General features: G+C 63.6%; 8 protein-coding genes. 4 read left to right on the forward strand and 4 right to left on the reverse strand.

Features of this window, described 5'->3' with window-relative positions; translation table 11 throughout:
* The 3 genes from FWD29_06950 to FWD29_06960 form a co-directional block, all read right to left on the reverse strand.
* On the reverse strand, positions 1-8,457 hold an 8,457-nt coding region (locus tag FWD29_06950), incomplete at its 3' end, for an Ig-like domain-containing protein (protein MCL2803672.1).
* A 798-nt stretch (positions 8,458-9,255) separates the two neighbouring features.
* Positions 9,256-11,352: a ferrous iron transport protein B gene (feoB, locus tag FWD29_06955; protein ID MCL2803673.1), complete on the reverse strand. Its 2,097-nt coding sequence runs from the start codon at positions 11,350-11,352 to the stop codon at positions 9,256-9,258.
* Positions 11,352-11,639 carry a ferrous iron transport protein A gene (locus tag FWD29_06960; GenBank protein ID MCL2803674.1) on the reverse strand — a complete coding sequence of 96 codons (288 nt, stop codon included), beginning with the start codon at positions 11,637-11,639 and terminating at the stop codon, positions 11,352-11,354. The genes feoB and FWD29_06960 overlap by 1 nt, the downstream gene beginning before the upstream one ends.
* Positions 11,640-11,771: 132 nt before the next feature.
* Between FWD29_06960 and FWD29_06965 the strand changes: the two genes are divergently transcribed.
* On the forward strand, positions 11,772-11,981 hold the full coding sequence (locus FWD29_06965; GenBank protein ID MCL2803675.1) for a copper ion binding protein: 210 nt from the start codon (positions 11,772-11,774) through the stop codon (positions 11,979-11,981).
* Positions 11,982-12,125: 144 nt separating this feature from the next.
* Entirely contained in the window at positions 12,126-12,443 is a 318-nt protein-coding gene (locus FWD29_06970; protein ID MCL2803676.1) for an antibiotic biosynthesis monooxygenase, read from the forward strand.
* Here the strand turns inward: FWD29_06970 and FWD29_06975 are convergent.
* Positions 12,440-13,540 carry an NADH:flavin oxidoreductase/NADH oxidase gene (locus FWD29_06975; GenBank protein MCL2803677.1) on the reverse strand — a complete coding sequence of 367 codons (1,101 nt, stop codon included), beginning with the start codon at positions 13,538-13,540 and terminating at the stop codon, positions 12,440-12,442. The two genes, FWD29_06970 and FWD29_06975, sit on opposite strands and share 4 nt — an antisense overlap.
* Before the next feature lie 144 nt (positions 13,541-13,684).
* Between FWD29_06975 and FWD29_06980 the strand changes: the two genes are divergently transcribed.
* Complete coding sequence (locus FWD29_06980) at positions 13,685-14,587, forward strand: CPBP family intramembrane metalloprotease (GenBank protein MCL2803678.1); 903 nt, start codon at positions 13,685-13,687, stop codon at positions 14,585-14,587.
* A gap of 68 nt (positions 14,588-14,655) precedes the next feature.
* Positions 14,656-17,244 carry a flippase-like domain-containing protein gene (locus tag FWD29_06985; protein MCL2803679.1) on the forward strand — a complete coding sequence of 863 codons (2,589 nt, stop codon included), beginning with the start codon at positions 14,656-14,658 and terminating at the stop codon, positions 17,242-17,244.
* Positions 17,245-17,352 lie beyond the last annotated feature (108 nt).

Here is a 17,352-nt window from a genome sequence, read left to right on the forward strand (position 1 = left end):
AAAGCTGAAGGAGACGTTCTGGCCCCCCGCCGCGGTCAGGGCGTTGGAGTTGGCGTCGCGCAGGTAGACCTTGACGGTGTAGTGGGCAATGCCGTCAGCCACCATTGGGCCGGCCTCAACCACCTCGATGGTGGAGGTAGCTGGGTCAAACTGGCCATGGTGGAAGCTGACCGTAGCCGGCGAGCCGGTTTCAATGTCTTGCCAGGTACCGGTCGTGCCTCGGCGGGCCTCGGCCGTCACCTGGTAGCTGCCAGCCTTGGTCGAAACCAAGGTCATAGTGGCCGCACCGGTGGTCGGGTCGACCGTGGCCACGGTGTAGCTAGTTGGGCCGGCGGCCTGTCCCTTGACCCAGGTGTTGGCTGGGATGGCGAAGCGGACTTGGGCGTCTTTGACTGGGTTGCCGTTGGCGTCAAGCACGTAGGCGGTGACGGTTTGTTCGGCCGTGCCGTTGGCCAGGGCCGAGCCGCCCGGTCCGGCCAAGTGGCTAACCAAAGAGTCGATATCGCCAGAGCCAAAGGTGATCTGCTGCGGACCGGTGACCGCCACACCGCCCAGTAGGGCGCTGATCGAATAGGTACCGGCCTTCAGCGAGGTCAGTTCGACCACCACGGTGCCCTTGTCGTCGCCACTGGTGGCAGAGACCCACGGGCCGGCCGGGGTGATGGTCACCAGGCTCGAGACAGTGAACTCGACTGGAGCACCGCCCACGGCCAGCAGGCCGGCATCGCGGACTAGCACCGTCGCGGTGAACGAATCGGAACCATTGGCCACAACATAGGGGTGGGAGGCGCCCAGGGCTGTGGTCGGCTTGACCGTAAAGACCGAGGCCGCTGGGTCGGCGTCGTTGGGCCCGAATTCGACCGTGGCCGGTGAGCCGTTGACGTCAATGCTGGTGATTTGGGCCCAAACGTTGACTACTTCTTCAGCCGCATCGGCGATCTGGATCTGGGCCAGGCCGACAGCCGAGCTGGTAACTGTGCAGGGGCTGGCACAGGGTGTGGGGCTGGCCCCAACATAGATCAGGGCTGAGCCGTCAACGGTGAAGACAACTGAGGCGCCTGGGACCAGGTTGCCGGCCGGACCGTCAAGCACGGTGACCGTGGCGGTATGCCTGGCCACACCGTCATTGGCGATGACACCACTGGTCACTACCAAAGTTGAATCGGGCGGGCTGGCCGGGCCGGGCACAAAGGTGACCAGTTGCGGAGAGCCGGACACATTGCCGGCGCTGAGGCGGGCCTCGACCTCATAGTTGCCGGCCACGTCGGTGGTGAAGTCCCAAGCGGCCAGGCCGGTGGAGGTGTTGATCACCTTGGTGGTCCAAGCACCGCTTGAGCCAACTAGGCGCCAAGCGATAGTGACCGCAACCGAACGGTCGGTCACCAGGTTGCCAGTGGCGTCGTTGATTTCGACCTCGGCCCGGTGGGTTTCGTCCCGGACCTGCTTGTCGAAGGCCTTGGTTGGTACGGTCAGAACAGAGGCGATCCGGTCCGGCGGGCCGTTGACGAAAGTGGCCTTGGCCGGTGAGCCGGTGTCGATTTGGGTTCCGGCGGCCTTGGCGGTGACGTCATAGATGCCAATCGCGGTCGAGACCAGGGTCACCTGGGCCACACCCTTGGCCGCCCCGGTGGCACCGGTGGTGACCGTGACGTTATCTGGGCCAATGACATCGCCGCCGGCGGTTTTGGCGGTTACGCCGGCCGGGATGGCGAAGACCACTGTCGCGCCACCGATCAGGTTGCCGGCCCCGGCCAGGCCGTAGGCGTCCCGGACCTCAGCGGTGATGACCTGAGAATCGGTGCCATTGGCCACGGCCGAGCCAGCCGGGCTGATTAGCTTCGACGTGGTGCCGTCGACCGGTCCTTCAACAAAGGTGATGGTCTGCTCGAAGACCGAGCCGCCAGCCTGGGTTGGGATCTGGTCGCCGCCCAGCAGCGCCCGGACCTTGTAGGTACCGGCCACAGTTGAGGTCACCACAACTGTGGCGGTGCCGTCATAGGTGGTGACATAACCGGTGGCCGGGTCCTGGCTGGTGCCAACCGGGGTGATTTCTAGAGTGCCGGCGGCGCCAAAGACTGGGGCCGCGGCCTCGTTACGGATAGTGATGTTGGCGGTGTAGGAATCGGTGCCATTGGCCACAACCTGGCTGGCCGAAGGCACAGTCTTGTTGATCGACCATTCGGAGTGTTCCGGATGGCCCTGATCCTTGGAGAAGACCACGGTCTTGACGGTGCTGCCAAGCTGGCCTTGGACCTTGCCGCGCACATTGTAGGTGCCCTCGTAGTAGGAGAAGGCGTTGATAGTGGCATAGCCGTAGCTCTGGGCGCCACTTGCGTCAGATGAGGTGGCGCAGGCTTCTTTGGTTCCGGTGATGGCGTTGTTCCACAACGGGCCGTTGATCGGTGAGTACTGCAACACAAAGCAGACGTCATAGCCGGCAATCGGATTGCCATTGGCGTCTTGTACCAACATCCGGGCCCAACGCGGGTCGGTGCCAGAGGTACGGGCGGCACCGCCCTGGGTCTCGAGAGAATCCAAGGTGCGGTCTGGGTCGACCGGGCCGGGTACGAACGTCATGGTGACGCCGCTGGGGGCAGGCAAGCTACCTACATCGGACTGGCTGGCCGTCAGGGTCTTGACCCCGGCCACAGTCGAACGGGCCTTGCCCTGGTAGATGCCCTGGTCCAGACGGGTCCAGTCGCTGACAGAGGTGGACAAAGTGCCACTGGCGCTGAGTGTGTCTAGGTCAACGTCAACCGGCTGGCCGGCCGAGTTATTCAAGTAGACCGTGACGGTGCCATAGGCGCTGCCATCAGCCACCACGTTGGCGGTGGAAAGCACAAAGTAGGACTGGTCGAGGCTGGGGCGCGGGTTGGCGAATTGCGCGTTGACCGTGCCCAGGTCGATTGAGGCCAGTCCGGTGCCGTAAGTGGCGCCGATGACGTAGGTGCCTTCCGTATCTGCCCTCACCTCGACGGTGTAAAGCGAGGGGTCAGTTGGGTTCTGGGTGATTGAGGTGATCTGTACGGCGGTGACGGTGGATGGCCTAACGGCGATGGCCAATTTGCCCGCATCCAAACCGTCGGTGATCTTGTGTCCGGCCGAATCAACCAGGCGGACGGTGACGGTGTAGTAGCTGGAGGGGTTGGCCGCTTCTTTGGGCCCGGCGTCAATCGTGACGTTGCCGCTGGCTGCCACCGGTAGGCCATAGGAGAAGGCCGCGACCAGGGAGTCGTCAATTACGACATTGGAGGCCAGCGAGCCGTAGGCCAGGGTGATGGTGTAGGTCTCAATCGTGTTTGACCTAACCGTCATGGTGTAGATGCCGTTGGGTTGGCCGGCGGTGGTTTTTTGAACCGGGTCGGTGCCTTGCCAAATCGCTCCGGCCGGGCTGGCGGCACGCAGATAGTTGTCCGGCGCCCAGTCGATAACCGGGTTGTTGTAGGCGTCCCTAAGGGTGGCGGTGATGGTGTAGGAATCTGTGCCGTCGGCAGCCACGCGGGGGTGACTGGGGCTAATCGCCGTGGTTGGCGCGATGGTGGCGCTCGACATGGTCGGGTCGGGCGGGCCGGCGCGGAAGGTGGCGTTGGCGTTGCCGTCGGTGGCCAGCTTGGTCAGCAGGGCACCAGGGCCGCCGCCGTCCCAATCCTCGTTCCAGCGGACGTCGATCTTCTTGACGCCACTTTGGGTGCCGGTGATCGAGGCTTCATAGGTGCCCGGGGTTGATGTCTCGCTAAAAGCGCCCACGGTGACGCCGCCACCGGTGGGGCCATTGGCCCGCAGCTCACTGGCCAGTCCGGTCAGCTCGTGGGCCTGGCAGTCAACCAGGCTGACGGTGACCAGACCGGAGTCGACGTTATTGGCCACGATTGGCGTGGTCGAAACGGTGTAGGTCGAATCGGCTAGGCAGACCCCACCGGTTTTGAAGGTCAGTGTGGCCGGTGAGCCGGCAACCTCGCCGCTGGGGCCAGCGCCCAGGTAGGCCCTGAGCAAATAACTGCCGGTTTCAGAAGCGGTGATGGTCAGGTTGGCCTCGCCTGTAGTGTCCGTGGTGACGGACAGGGAGGTCTGCGAGGTGTTCGAGCCGTCATGCAAGGTGGCACCGGTGGCGGTGGCGCCGGTGGTGGTGACGGGCTCCAGGGTGAATGTGATCACTTGTCCTGGAATCAGGTTCTGGGCAATCCAGTCCTTGGCCGTGACGGTGGCGGTGTAAGCCTGGGTGTCGTCAGCCTCGATTGGACCATCTGGGCTGACGGCCAAAGTCGATTTGGCCGGGTCGGCCGGACCATGCACAAAGGTGGCCGTCTCGGGTCCCAGTGTGGCCGGAGCCCCACCGGTGATGTCATAGATGGCGCTGATGTCCTTGGCCCCAACCTTGGTCGAATAGACCGTGGCGGTGTAATCGCCGCTCAGGCATTGGCCGGCCACCAGGGCCTCGGCGCAGGTGGCGCCGGATGAAGGGTTGAACACCGGGCCAGCGTCCGGCGAGGTCATGGTGATCTTGGTGACACCGTCGGTGATCGGGTTGCCGTAGGTGTCCTCCAGATGAATTTGGGCGGTGTACTTGCCCCAAGAGGCCATGGGCAGCTTAGACGAGCCGTAGTCGGCAATCTGGTCAGCAGTGTCGTCGATGGTCAGCGACGAGCCGTCGCCAATGCCGCCGGGGATGTAACTGGCGGTGCGGCTGCCCAGCGACTGTTCGTTGGTGCCGCCGTCATCGAAGATGGCCTCAACGCTCAGGTCACCAGCCACGGTCGAGGAGATGGTGAAGGTGTAGCGGCCGGCATAGGCGGGCCTGGTGTCTTCGATCAGGCTGATGGTGTACTTGCTCGGGTCGATCACCGTGCCGCCCTTTGAGACCTCGAAGCTGAGTTTGGCGGCGGCGCCGGTTAGCGGGTTGGCGTTGATGTCAACCAGGTAGATGGCGCCGGGGCGAGTGTCGGTGCCGTTGGCCACTTTGGTGCCCGTGTTGTCGAGCGTGTAGGTGGCCAGGCAGCCGCTGGTGGCCGGGTCGCAGGGTTTGCTCATGGCCGTGAAAGTGGCCGGTTGGGTGCCGAGGTCCTTGGTGTCGCCCTCGTCGCTCAGTGTCAGCTTGACCTGCAAGGTGCCGGCCCTGATGGTGCGGATCTTGAAACCGTATTGGCCATCAGTGGCTGTCTCGGCTAGGTCATCGATCCAGTAGTCGCTGCCGGCGGTCAGAGTGGTGCCATCCCTGGTCACCGTTAGGGTGAGATCGCCTTCGCGGCCAATTAGCGGGTTGTCGCCGCAATCGGCCAGTTTGATGGTGGCGCTGCGGTATTCGGTGCCGTCGGCTTGCCTCGATGGGGCCGAGTTGTCCAAGGTGTAAGTGCCGGCAGCCGGCGGCATGCACTGGCCCTGGGCCTTGAAGTAAAGCAAAGCCGGGTGGCGGTTGGCACCGGCGGTCGAATCAGTGGCGAAGGCCGTGGCCACACCGTCCACATCAGAGCGGGCCGTGACCTGGTAGGTGCCGTAGTTGGAGGCATTGACCGTGACGGTGCATTGGCCAGCTGCATCGGTGGTGCAGCTGGCAACTTGGCCACTGGCACCAAACCAGGCGCCGGTGGCAGTGGCACCAGAACCACTGACAGACTCGAGCTCAAAGCTGACGGCCCGCTCTTGGATCGCAAAGACCTGGCTGGTGCCGTCCTCGTCTGTGGCTTCGGCCATCAGCGTGGCGGTGACGGTGTAGGCCGTGCCCACGGCCAGCGGGTCAGCGCTGTCAGGGGCGGGGGCCACGGTGATAATCGAGTCATCGGTTGACAAAGTGGGCAGATAGGAGAGGTTACAGGTGATATCTGCCCCGGCCACGGTGGCGGTGGGGGACAGGCGTAGCACGCCGTTGGCTTGAACCGTAGCACTGACCCGAGTGCCAGTGTCGGAGTCGTAACACCAGGTGTCGATCGGGTTAGAGGCCGCGTCGAGCCGGTTGGACAGCTTCCAGCCGGCCGGCAAGCCGGAGGTGGTGATATCAACTGTGGCGCCTTCGATAAAGGCGTGGGCCTGGGTCGAAGGCTGGAAGGTGGAATCGGTCGAGGTGACAATGCGGTCGGTGTTTGACGAAGGCGCGGTGGACGAGACGTTGGTCAGGGTGTAGTCGAAACCGGAGCTCATCGCCCCTAAGGTCCTGGCCTGGAGCTTGACCACGCCGGCGGCCACGGCTAGGCGGTAGTCCTCAACTTCGCCCACCCCAGCCCATGGCCGGGTGTTCCAGGCGCTGTCGCCCGGTGCCGGCAAGCCGAGGTTATCTGGGCCGGTATCAGCGTAGGACTGAGCTGGCAGGTAGCCAGCCCTGAAGCGGGAGAACATCGGTTGTAGACCGCCAGGTGGCACCGGGGTTGATGGCACCGTGTAGTTGGCCGTGACGTAGCCTTCGGCGTCAGGTTGGGAGGTGCCAACTGAAGCACCCATGAAGAGCTGGGTGAAAGTGGTGCCCGGTAGGCCACCGGCGGTCAGTGGGCTGAGCCAGCCCTTAACAAAGCCGTCCGCAGCGTCATCGCCAGATAGCTTGGCGCGGAAGGTGTAGGTCCTGGAGGTGGACAAAATCTGGTCTTGGGCGGGCAAATAGGCCGAATCGGGCGCGCTCGCAGGCTTGACCTCAATGCCATCGTCCATCGGGTGGGAGTTGGCTTCGGCGTGGTTGGTGCCGTCGGCCTGGGTGTCAGGGTTGGCACCTAGCCAAACCTGGGGGCCTTGGTTGAGCACCAGGGCTTTGGGGCCACCCTGGTCCCTGGTCGATTTGAAGCTGGCTGGGGCATCGCCGTAGGAACCGGGCAGGCCAATCCCGAAATCGGCCACCGAAACCTCGCCCGGAGTGGCGACGTTGACTTTGGTGACGATAAGGCCGCCGGTATCAGTGAAGACATTGGTGGTGTTCACGCCCGTTGACGGGTCAATGCCGTCGAGCCGTGAACCAAAGCATTCGCCCACGTAGCCTGGTGCCTCGACTCCGCCGCAGCGCGGCGTGACAGTGTTTTGACTGCCGGCCACCATCTGGCCGGAGCGGTCCAGTAGCCGGGTGTAACCGGCGGCGTAGGTCTGGTGGGCGTTGTAGTCGCCAATCATGGGCTGCTTCAGCCTGACGTGCCAATCGGCGTTGTTGGTGTTGTTGACCAGGAAGTTGTATTCGCCGGTGCCGTCAGTTTGCCGCTCATAGACGGTCCCGGTGCGCGGGTCATACAGCTCGACCGTAATGCCGACAGCAGCGTTGTCTGGGTCAGCCTTCTGGTCGTCTGTGATGACGCCGTTGCCATCGCGGTCAATGTAGACCCGGCCGCGAATGTTGGCGGCCGAGGAGGCCGAGGCAAAGTCGCGGCTGTCGGTGTTCGGGAGGTTGAACTGGGCTCTTGACATGTAGGTGGTCAGCGGGTCAATCTCACCGAAAATGACGTTTCCTGTCAGCTTGGCGTAGAGCTTGCCGTGCACAAAGGCCGCCCCATACATGGCGGTGGTGTTGTTGAACAGTGCGGCGGTTATGGATGAATCCCGTTTGATCTGGAACTGCTTTTGCCAGTTCCACGGCTGGCCGTCGGCGCCAGGGGTGACCTTGAGGATGTACTTCAGTTCGCCAGCACGATAGAGGGTGCCGTCAGTGGTGATATTGCCCGAGTTGCTGACAATGACGAAGGCATTGCCTTCGGCATCAATGGCCATATCCGAGGCGACATACCAGGTCGATGTGTTGGGGCCCGGCAAATAGTCGCCGGTACTGGCTGGCACCAATTGGGCTGATTGCCGGCAGGAGTCCAAGACGCGGTAAGTCCCGGACTGCGTCCAGCTTGACGGGTCGCAAACCATCATGCGGAACCCGGCGGCGGCCGTGTTGCCGTTATTGGTGACGGAGTGGGTGAAGTAGCCGCCAAAGAAGATCTCACCGGTGCCCTGGATGGCTTCGCCACCAGACCAAGCATTGTCCGCGCCGGTGCCGTTGCCGCGAGAGGGGATGCGGTATTCAAGCGCGGTGGGGCTGCCTGGCGTCACCTTGAACATTGGAAACGTCTGCCGGCCGCCTATCGCGACAGTGTTGTCAGACGTCCAGGACCAATGCCAACCCACCAGCTGGCCACCGTTGGTCCAATCCGGGCCAATTGCCATTGAGCCCATGATCTCGCCAGTTGCCCAGCCGGTGGCGCCACGCCCATAGATCTGCGCGGTGGTCGCTGGCGTGCCACCTGGATCAGTCACCCGCCAGACATAGCCATTGGCAACGCCGGAACCTGGACCCACACCATAGATCGAATCTCGGTCAAAGGCGAACGGAGTGGTCACCCAGTTAACAGCGCCATCGGCCGCCTCAGCTGGCTGCCCAGACATCCAGGTTTGACCCATGACAATGCCCCCAAAGCCAAGGGCGGCGGTGAGGGCAATGACCAATGGCCTAACGTACCAACGGGTACGCTTTGGCCGACCATCTTGGGGGGCAGAGGTATGGTGGATCATTTTTCTTCAATTCCTTGGCTGGGGGTCACTGGCGGCGGTCGAAGGCGGTTCAACCGAACGTCACCCACGGCTCACCGGACGGGGTAGTTGTCCAGGAAACGCGGGTTAAGCCGTGCAACCAGCGCCCATGTGCGGGTATTCCACCGGTCCTGGGCCTTTGGGTGATCCCCTCCAACTAGGGCAAAAGTCCAGGTCAGACCCGGGAAACTGGCCCGCTCAGGCAGTCAAGCCGCAGGTCACAAGGTCGCTAGGAGCGACTGCTGCGACGTTCGTTTTCGCTGATGGGGAATTTATTTGCATAGATACTGCAAAAATGGCAGGCAGCCACCCAACTCCTTGCAGCCGCGAAACCGAGCTCCAGCACAATCCAAACCAGCGATTGTGAAATCCGTCACACCGGCACTGGCCGCAAAACTGAGATTCGGCACAATTGGTTCAAATTGTCGTTACGCCAAGCACAATCCAACCCAACGATTGTGACGCCGGTCACACTGCACTTTGTTTTCCGTTTCGTTTGCCGCACCGCCCGGCCGCGAGACCGAGCCTTGGCACACCGCCAGCCCGCGAGTCCGAGCTTTGGCATGAAAAGGCCGGGGCAGGTCGGTCACGCAGCAGGGGCGCAAACGGACTGGAGATGGCAGCCTTGGCAAGTGGCGTCATCGGCGGGGGGGCGGGCTGGTGCTGGTCTGGGGCGGCCGGCCATTGTCCGGACTAAGTCCTGGCTGATGCCGAGGTCTTGGGCCACCTGGCGAACGGTGGCGCCCTGGGCCAGCAGGACTTGGCAGCGCTGGCACAGGCTCATAGCAGCCGCCCCACCTGGAACACGGCGGTCGCCAAAACCCAGGCCAAGACCAGCGACAAGGCCACGGCCAGGGCGGCCGGTTTGGCGCCAAACAGCCGGCGCTGCTCGGCCACGGCGGCCACACAGGGGGTGTAGCTGAGGCAAAAGACCATGTAGGCCAGTGCGGCCGCGGCCCCGTGACCACCGGACGAGGCCTCGAACACCGCCCGCACATGTGGCCTGGCCGCAGCATGGGCGGATTCGCCTTCTTCCAAGTCCATTCCCATGGTTGTGACCAGCGTCGCGACAGCTGCCTCCTTGGCCACAAAACCCGTGATCAACGAGGCGGTGGCGTGCCAATCAGCAAAACCGGCTGGAGTGAACACCGGCGCGGCGGCCTTGGCTCCGGCCCCCAATAGGGACTGTTCGGTTGGAACATCGGGCCCAAAACTGGCCCCGCTGGCCACCGGGATGCACAGCGCCGTCCAGACCACCAGGGACAAAACAACTATGACTCGCCCGGCCTGCCAGGCGAAGTCCCGGCAGCGCAGCCCAACCGAGCGTGCCAGTGTTCCCAGCCGTGGCACTTGGTAGGGCGGCAGCACCAGAACCAGTGGTTCGCGGCCCACGTCTTGGAAGGCCGTGCGGCGTAGGACCAGACCAACCAGGACAATCACCGCCACCGAGGCCAAATACATGCCAAAGACCACGGTGCCGGCGTGATGTGGGAAGAAAATCGAGGCCATGAACAGGAAGATGACCAAGCGGGCGCTGCAACTGGTGTAGGGCACCAGCAGGCCGGTTAGCAGGCGCTGGCGGGCGTGAGGCAGTGTCTTAGTGGCCGAGAGCGCCGGGATGTTGCAGCCAAACCCAATGACCAAGGGCAACACCGCCCGCCCGTCTAGTCCCAGGCGTCGCATCAAGCGGTCGGCCAAGACGGCGACCCGAGCCATGTAACCCGAATCCTCCAGCAGGGCGATGGCCGTGAACAAGAAGGCCAGCAGCGGCAAGAACGAGACCACGATGCCAAGGCCGGCCAAGATACCGTCGCGCAGCAGTGATTCGAGCCAGCCGCCGTTCCATCCAGCCTGGGCCAGGAGCCAGCTCACGGCCGAGCCGAAATTGTCGGTGATCAGGCCTTCGCACCAGCGCTGCAGCGGCGGGGCCACCACGGTGGTCAGCTCGAACACGGCCCACAGCACGGCCAAGAAGATTGGCACTCCAGACCAGGATCGCAGTAACACCCGGTCGACCCGGTCGAACCGGGTCACCTCCGGTGGCGCGTCCAGGCCGGTCTCTTCGATCACCTGAGCCACCCAGTCAAACAACTCCTCGCTAACTGGTTCCAGTAACGCCTCGATGGCCGCGACATCAGCCAGCCTGGCTCCGGCCGGTTCTGTTCCATTTCGCCCAGCCTCGGCCGGCGCTGGTTTGGCTAGCGCGGCGTGCAGGCCAAGGCGGTCCGGCGTTTTGGGTGAGACCAAAGCCGCCGCCGCCACCTGCTCCAGGGCTTCGATGCCCTGGCCGCGGCGCGGGTTGACCTCAATTACTGGCACGCCCAGTTGCTGGCCCAAGTCTTCGACCACTTTGGCGTGCCCACCTGTCGAGGCCTGGGTTGGAAGGGCCAGATCGGTCATTGTCAAGGCCGCGACCATGGGCACACCCAGCACGGCCATCTGGCCGGCCAGGTAGAGCGAGGCCGCCGGCGCGTTGGCGTCGATCATGACAATGGCCAGCCCGGGCAGGGTTTGTCTGTCCGATGCCGCCGGCTCGCCCTGGCCCGCATCATCCAGTTGAGCGTTGCTGGCATGAGCGCCTGTGTCCCCGGCGGCGCAGGCCGCCACAGCCTGGGCCGTGACGGCCTCGTCCGGGCTTTGTGGCAGCAGCGAATAAGTGCCTGGTAGGTCGACTAAACGAACTGAAGGGCTTTCACTTGGACCCGGCAGCCGCCACTGGCCAACGGCCGTGGCCACTGTGGTTCGAGGCGCATTGGTGGTGGCCTGCCTGGCGCCGGTGAGCCGGTTGAAGAGAGTCGATTTGCCGGCATTGGGTGGACCGACTAGTACCACTTGGGCCCAATCCAGTGGCCGGGGGGTTTTTGTTGTGGCTGGCACTAGTCGCCTGGCTTGGTCTGGGGGACCGGCATCTGCCCGGCCGGGAGATTTGGGGTGGCTTTGGCGGATTTGGGTGCCACCGAAATGGCGCTGGCAGTGGTTTTGTCAATGGCCAGGCGCAAACGGCCCGCCCCAACTACGACGGCGCCACCGGCTCCGCGGTTGACCACTAACACTGGTCGACCCGGGCGAAACCCCAGCTCATCGAGGCGCCGACGGGTGATGGGATCCAAAGAAGCGTCCTCGAGCACCAGGCCGGCCGCCGTTGGGGCTTGGGCCAAATTCACGGCCACGATTCTAACACTAAGGTTAGGCTTACCTAACTTCGAGGTTCTGTCGGATTGGGCGCTTGGGGCGAGGCGGGGTGATGGGTGAGGGTAGGGTGAACTGACTGGGTGGTTCGGCGCAAGGGGGCAAAGGTGACCAAAACCGTCAAAGTGAAGGGTATGACCTGCCAGCACTGCGTTAACGCGATCGAGGCCGAGCTGGGCGCGCTTGATGGTGTCACCGCTGTCATGGTCGACCTGGTGGCCGGCGGCACCTCAAGTGTCGCGATCAGTTCCAGCGCCCCGCTCAATGACGACCAGGTGGCGGCCGCGGTCAAAGAAGCTGGCTACGAGTTGACCTAGGCCTGCCCGGTCCGCCGCCCGGCACCCGGCTGTTGCGATGCGGCTACCAGCAAAGACGCGACCAGGTGGAGCCGTCGAAGTGGCTAAGACGGCCGCAGAGCGCTAACTTGGAGCCATCCGCCAATTATGTAGGAGGGCCAACCCATGGCTAATCCAGTTGTTGTCGTGGCCACGTTCTTTCCGCGGGCCGGTCAGCATGACGCCGTGCACGCTGTTATCGCCGCCGCCCAAACCGATGTCCACCAGGAAAAGGGCTGCCTGCTCTATTCGCTGCATGAGACTGATGACCGGTTTGTCCTGATCGAAAAGTGGACCTCGGCTGAGGATCTAGAAATCCACCTTGGCACCGAGCGTCTGGGCCAGTTGGTTAGTGATCTCGAGCCGCTGCTTGACAGTGACATTGAGATAGTTCAGCTCCAGCCGGTGGCTCACCCCACCGGGCATAAGGCCGCGGCGCTCTAGCCGGAACGGGACTCGCGCCACCGGGCCACTGAATACGGTGGCGGGCAGACCTGGTCCAGGTCAACCCCCAGCTCATTGGCCCATTGGATCGGCAAATGTGGGTTGCGCAGCAGCGGCCGGCCCAGCATGATGGCGTCGACCGCGCCGGAGGCGACAAGCTGCTCGGCTCGCTCAGAGGTGTCGATTATGCCAACTGTGTTGACCACCAGGCCGGTTTCAGCCTTGATATGGCTGGCCAGCGGCGCCAAATAGCACGGTTCGGCTGGCGGCTTGACTCCTTCAATCACCCCGCCGCTGGAGACATCGAGCAGGTCTAACCCGGCGGCGGCCGCCCAAGCGGCTAGCTGGGTTGACTGTTCGAGCTCGTTGCCACCTGGCACCCATTCGGTGGCGGAGATCCGCATCGCCAGCACCTTCGAGGCAGGCACCTCCAAGCGCACCGCCCGCAGCACTTCCAGAATCAGCCGGCTGCGAGCTTCTAGTGAACCGCCGTATTGATCGGCGCGGTGGTTGGCCAGTGGCGAGAAAAACTGGCTTAGCAGGTAGCCATGGGCGGCGTGGATCTCGATCAGATCAAAGCCGGCCTGCACCGCCCGGGCGGCGGTCTGGGCAAAGGCTTGAACCGTGGCTTCGATCTGGTCCACCGTCATGGCGCGGGGTGCGGGGTAGCTGCCATAGGCCAAGGCCGAGGGCCCGTAGATCTGGTAACCGCCTTGCTCGATGGACAGTGGACGGGAGTTGTCAAACATAGGCGAAGCTGAGCCCTTGCGGCCAGCATGAGCAATCTGTACCCCCGCCGCCACGCCTTGGGCGTGGGCGAAATCAACTATGTCGCTGAGCCCGGCAATCTGCGAGTCGTCCCATAACCCCAGGTCATAGGGCGTGATTCGGCCCTCGGGTGCGACTGCCGTGGCCTCGAGCAAAACCATGCCGGCACCGCCGGTGGCCAATGAGCCGTAATGCATTTGGTGCCAAAACTCGGCTTGGCCGTCGCGCCGGCTGACCGAGTACTGGCACATTGGGCTGGCCCAAAGCCGGTTTCGAAAAGTGGTTGAACCAATCGTCAGTGGGCTAAACAAGACTGAAGGCGAAGACATAGGCCCAGCCTAGGGCAGCACTACTTGGAGCGCAGGCCCGATTGTCGTCGCGCGGGGACTTGACTTGGGTGACGAGCCTGAGGGCGCCGCTGGGCTGGCCTGGGGCCGAGTCAAGCCGGCGCTGGCGCCCCTTAGGCTAGATGTGTGCGACCAGGCAGTTTGACGCCCAGACAACGGCGCTTGCTGGCCCTCGAAGTGGGCCTGGTGCTGGCCGTGTCCTATGGCCACCACGGCGTCTACGCTCTGCTAGACCTGATCAACCTGCTGATGCAGCCGGGCAGCTTAGCCGACCAGCCGGTCGACATGAACTACCAGATCACCTACTGGCCTTGGCTGGATTTGCTTTACCAATTGGCCCGCTTTGCCTTTGCCTTGGCGCCAGCCGCCTTGGCCATCTATTTGCTGGCGACCCGTCCGTTTGCCGATGCCCACGCCTTGTCCGATGCCGGCCCCAACCTGGCGCTGTTATCTGGCCCCAAGGAGCGGGCGGGGCAGGATGTCTGGTCACGTTTGGGCCTTGACCCAGGCAGACGCCTGGGAAAGCCTTTTCAGGATGGTGAGTGGGCGGCATCGGACACTGCCGTGCCGTCCCCGCAGCTAAAACGCCGGTCTGAGGCGCTACGCGACCTGCGCCGGGCGGTCCTCCTGGCGGCCGGGATTGGGCTGCCTGGCCTGGCCTTCTTCTGGCTGGGTCGCCAAATGGGTATTACCGCCGATGTCTCTACCTCCTCCCTGGGTGGCGTCTGGTGGACGGTGCCGGTGCTGGTCCTCGCGGCCTTCGCGGCTGGGGCCGGCGAAGAAATCGTGGTGGTGGGCTACGTGGTGACGAGGCTAGAGACCATTGGGCTCAAGCCTTGGACGGTGCTGGCCTTCAGCGCCGTACTGCGTGGCTCTTATCACCTGTATCAGGGGATTGGGCCGTTCATCGGCAACGTTGTCATGGGTCTGGTTTTCGGGGCCGTCTTTATGCGGTGGCGCCGGGTGGCGCCGCTGATCGGGGCCCACTGGTTGATGGACATTGTGGCCTTCGTTGGCCCGCTGTTCTAGCTAGGCTCATTGCTTTGGTCGGGGCCTGCTTGACCCAGGTTTGGGCCGGGGGAAGTTAGAATCCGGCTGTGGCTGCGCGCGAGGCGAGGCGCCTGAAGACGGGAAAGGGCCGAGGTCCGGTTTCCCGCAGTGAGGTGATCTCTGGGGTCGAAGTGGTTGACGCCCCCGAACGGCGCGAGCATCACACCCGTGATCTAGTGGCGATGGTGGCCAGCGCTTTGGGCGTGCTAGCGATGACCGCTGTGTCAACCTATGCGCCCGGTACCACCAGCGGCGTTATCCATGATGTGCAGGCTTTGACCAGCGCGGTGGCATCGGTCTTCCAATCCACCATCTACATCTTGATGAACATCGCCACCTTGTTTGCGCCAGCCGCAGTCTTAGCGGTGCTGCTGTTCAGGCGGCAGTTTTGGTTGGCCTTGCAGGGTCTAGTGGCGGGAGTGGCCGGCTTTGGTCTGGCCACGGCGGCCGCCTGGGGCATTATGGCCTCGCACTATGACCCGATGATCCGCGGTATGTCGGTTTTCCGTGACGGCCACTGGGTGGTGGCGATTGCGCCGCTGGCCGCAGCCATGGCCGGAATCCTGACCGCGGTTGGCCCCCGTTCCAGGCGCCCCATTTATCGCCTGTCCTGGAACCTGCTCTGGCTGGCCTTGGCGGCCCTGGTTTTGACCGGCGGCGCGACCTTACCGGCGGCCGTGGTGACGGTACTGCTTGGTCGGGTGGTTGGCCAGGCGGTGCGGTACCTGGGCGGGGTATCAACCGACCGGGCGGCTGGCCGGGGATTGATCGACGGCATTCGCCGGGCCGGGCTCGATCCGGCCCGGATTGTGCGGGTGCGTGACATTTCTGACCCGGAAAACCCGACCGAACGCTTGCGGGTTGATTCGATCCGCGATGGTTCTTTTGATCCCAGCGACTCCGGGCCGCACGAACTGCCGGAATCCCATCACGCCGTCTCCGATTCGACCGCTCTGGCTCTTGAACGCCTTGGCGGTAACAGGGTCTACGCCGTTTACACCACCGCCGGTGAGCGTTGGGACACGGTGGTGCTGGACGGCGATAGGCAAATGGTCTCGCTGCTGCAACGCACTTGGCGGGCCTTGCGCCTGCGCGGCATGGACCAACGGGCCATGGTCTCGTTGCGACAAGCCGCCGAGCGGGCCGCCTTATTAGGCTTCGCAGCCGCCTCCGCCGGGGTGCGCACTCCGGCGCTACGCGGCATCACCGACGCCTCTGATTCAATGATGCTGATCCAGGAGCATCCGGCCGGACTTCGATCAATTCGCGATATGCGAGCTCAAGAAGTCGAGGATCAGGCCGTTGAAGAGGCCTGGCGCCAACTCAAATGCGCCCATGACGCCGGGCTGGCCCACCGTTCCATTACTCAAGACTGCCTGCTATTTGGTGTGGGCCAAGACGGTCATCAATGCCCCTGGCTAACCGGCTGGGACAACGGCGACGTGGCTTCATCGGAGTTGGCCCGAGCCTTGGACCGGGCCCAAATGGCGGCCATGTTGTCGCTGCGACTTGGACCCGAGCGAACCGTGGCAGCGGCCTCGAAGGTCCTCGACGCGGCCGCTTTGGCCCAGGTGGCTTCACTTATCCAGCCGGTGGCCTTGCCCAATGAGACCCGCGAGGAGGCCCGCGGCCACAAGGATGTGCTGGAAACGTTGCGCCAGTCGATGCTGGATTTGGCACCGGGCGAGCCGCCGGTACACCCACCCAGCCTGGTCCGTTTGAGCTGGTCCAAAGTCATAATCCTGACGTTGGCCTTGGTCGCAGTGATGGTGGTGCTGACCAGCTTCAACTTTGGCGAAACCATGGCGGCGGTGCGCAACGCCAACCCCTGGTGGATGGCGCTGTCCTTTGGACTGGCCATGGCCACCTATGTTGGCGCCGCCATGACGCTCAAGGCTTTTTACCGCGACCGCCTGTCACTGTGGAAAACAACTTTGTGCCAGGTGGCCGCCTCGTTTTGGGCGCTGGTGGCGCCCGGTGGGGTTGGGCCCATGGCCACGGCCCTGCGCTTCTTGTACAAACAGGGTTCCAAAACTTCGATTGCCGTGGCCACAGTGGCCTTGGCCAATATTGTGGCTTTTTCTATGACCGTAGTTGTGATCCTGGTGACGGCGCTGGTCAGCGGCGACTCAGGGGTGTTGTCGAATCTGCCTTCGACCGCCATTCTGCTAGTCATTGTGGCCTTGGCGGTGTTGGCCTCAACGCTGTTGATTCCGCGTCTGAGGGCCTGGATTTGGGTCAAAATTGGCCCTACCTTCACTCAGGTGTGGCCGGTGCTGACCTGGGTCGTCACCCGGCCTAAACGAGTGATCTTCGCCCTGGCTGGCGCGGCCCTCCAGACCGGCGGCTACGTCGCTTCGTTCTGGGCCGCCTTGCAGGCCTTTGGCCTGGGTCACCTGTCCATCGTCAACATTGTCTTGGTCTTCTTGGTTGGTAACTCGGTTGGTTCAGCCGTGCCCACCCCCGGCGGTCTAGGTGGTGTCGAACTGTCGCTGACGGCCGGCCTGAGGGCAGCTGGGGTGGCCACGGCCGTGGCGGCCTCGGCCGCTGTGCTTTACCGGGCCGTCACCTACTGGGCGCGGGTTCCCCTGGGCTGGGTGGCCTTCCGCTACCTCCAGCGCCACGACGACATCTAGCTGAGTGCCACCAAACTCTCACGCGTGAGACTATCAGTTGTGAGAGTATCGCCAGCATGCTCCATACCTGCAGATCATGCTCCTAATGGTGCATTTACTGTCGGCCAA

This window comes from Micrococcales bacterium (assembly GCA_009784895.1).
In the GTDB taxonomy this organism is placed as follows: Bacteria; Actinomycetota; Actinomycetes; order Actinomycetales; family WQXJ01; genus WQXJ01.

Bases quoted from the DNA above. Each gene is read 5' to 3' on its own strand.
- FWD29_06970 (MCL2803676.1), top strand. From the start codon at position 12,126: ATGGCTAATCCAGTTGTTGTCGTGGCCACGTTCTTTCCGCGGGCCGGT.
- FWD29_06975 (MCL2803677.1), bottom strand. From the start codon at position 13,540: ATGTCTTCGCCTTCAGTCTTGTTTAGCCCACTGACGATTGGTTCAACC.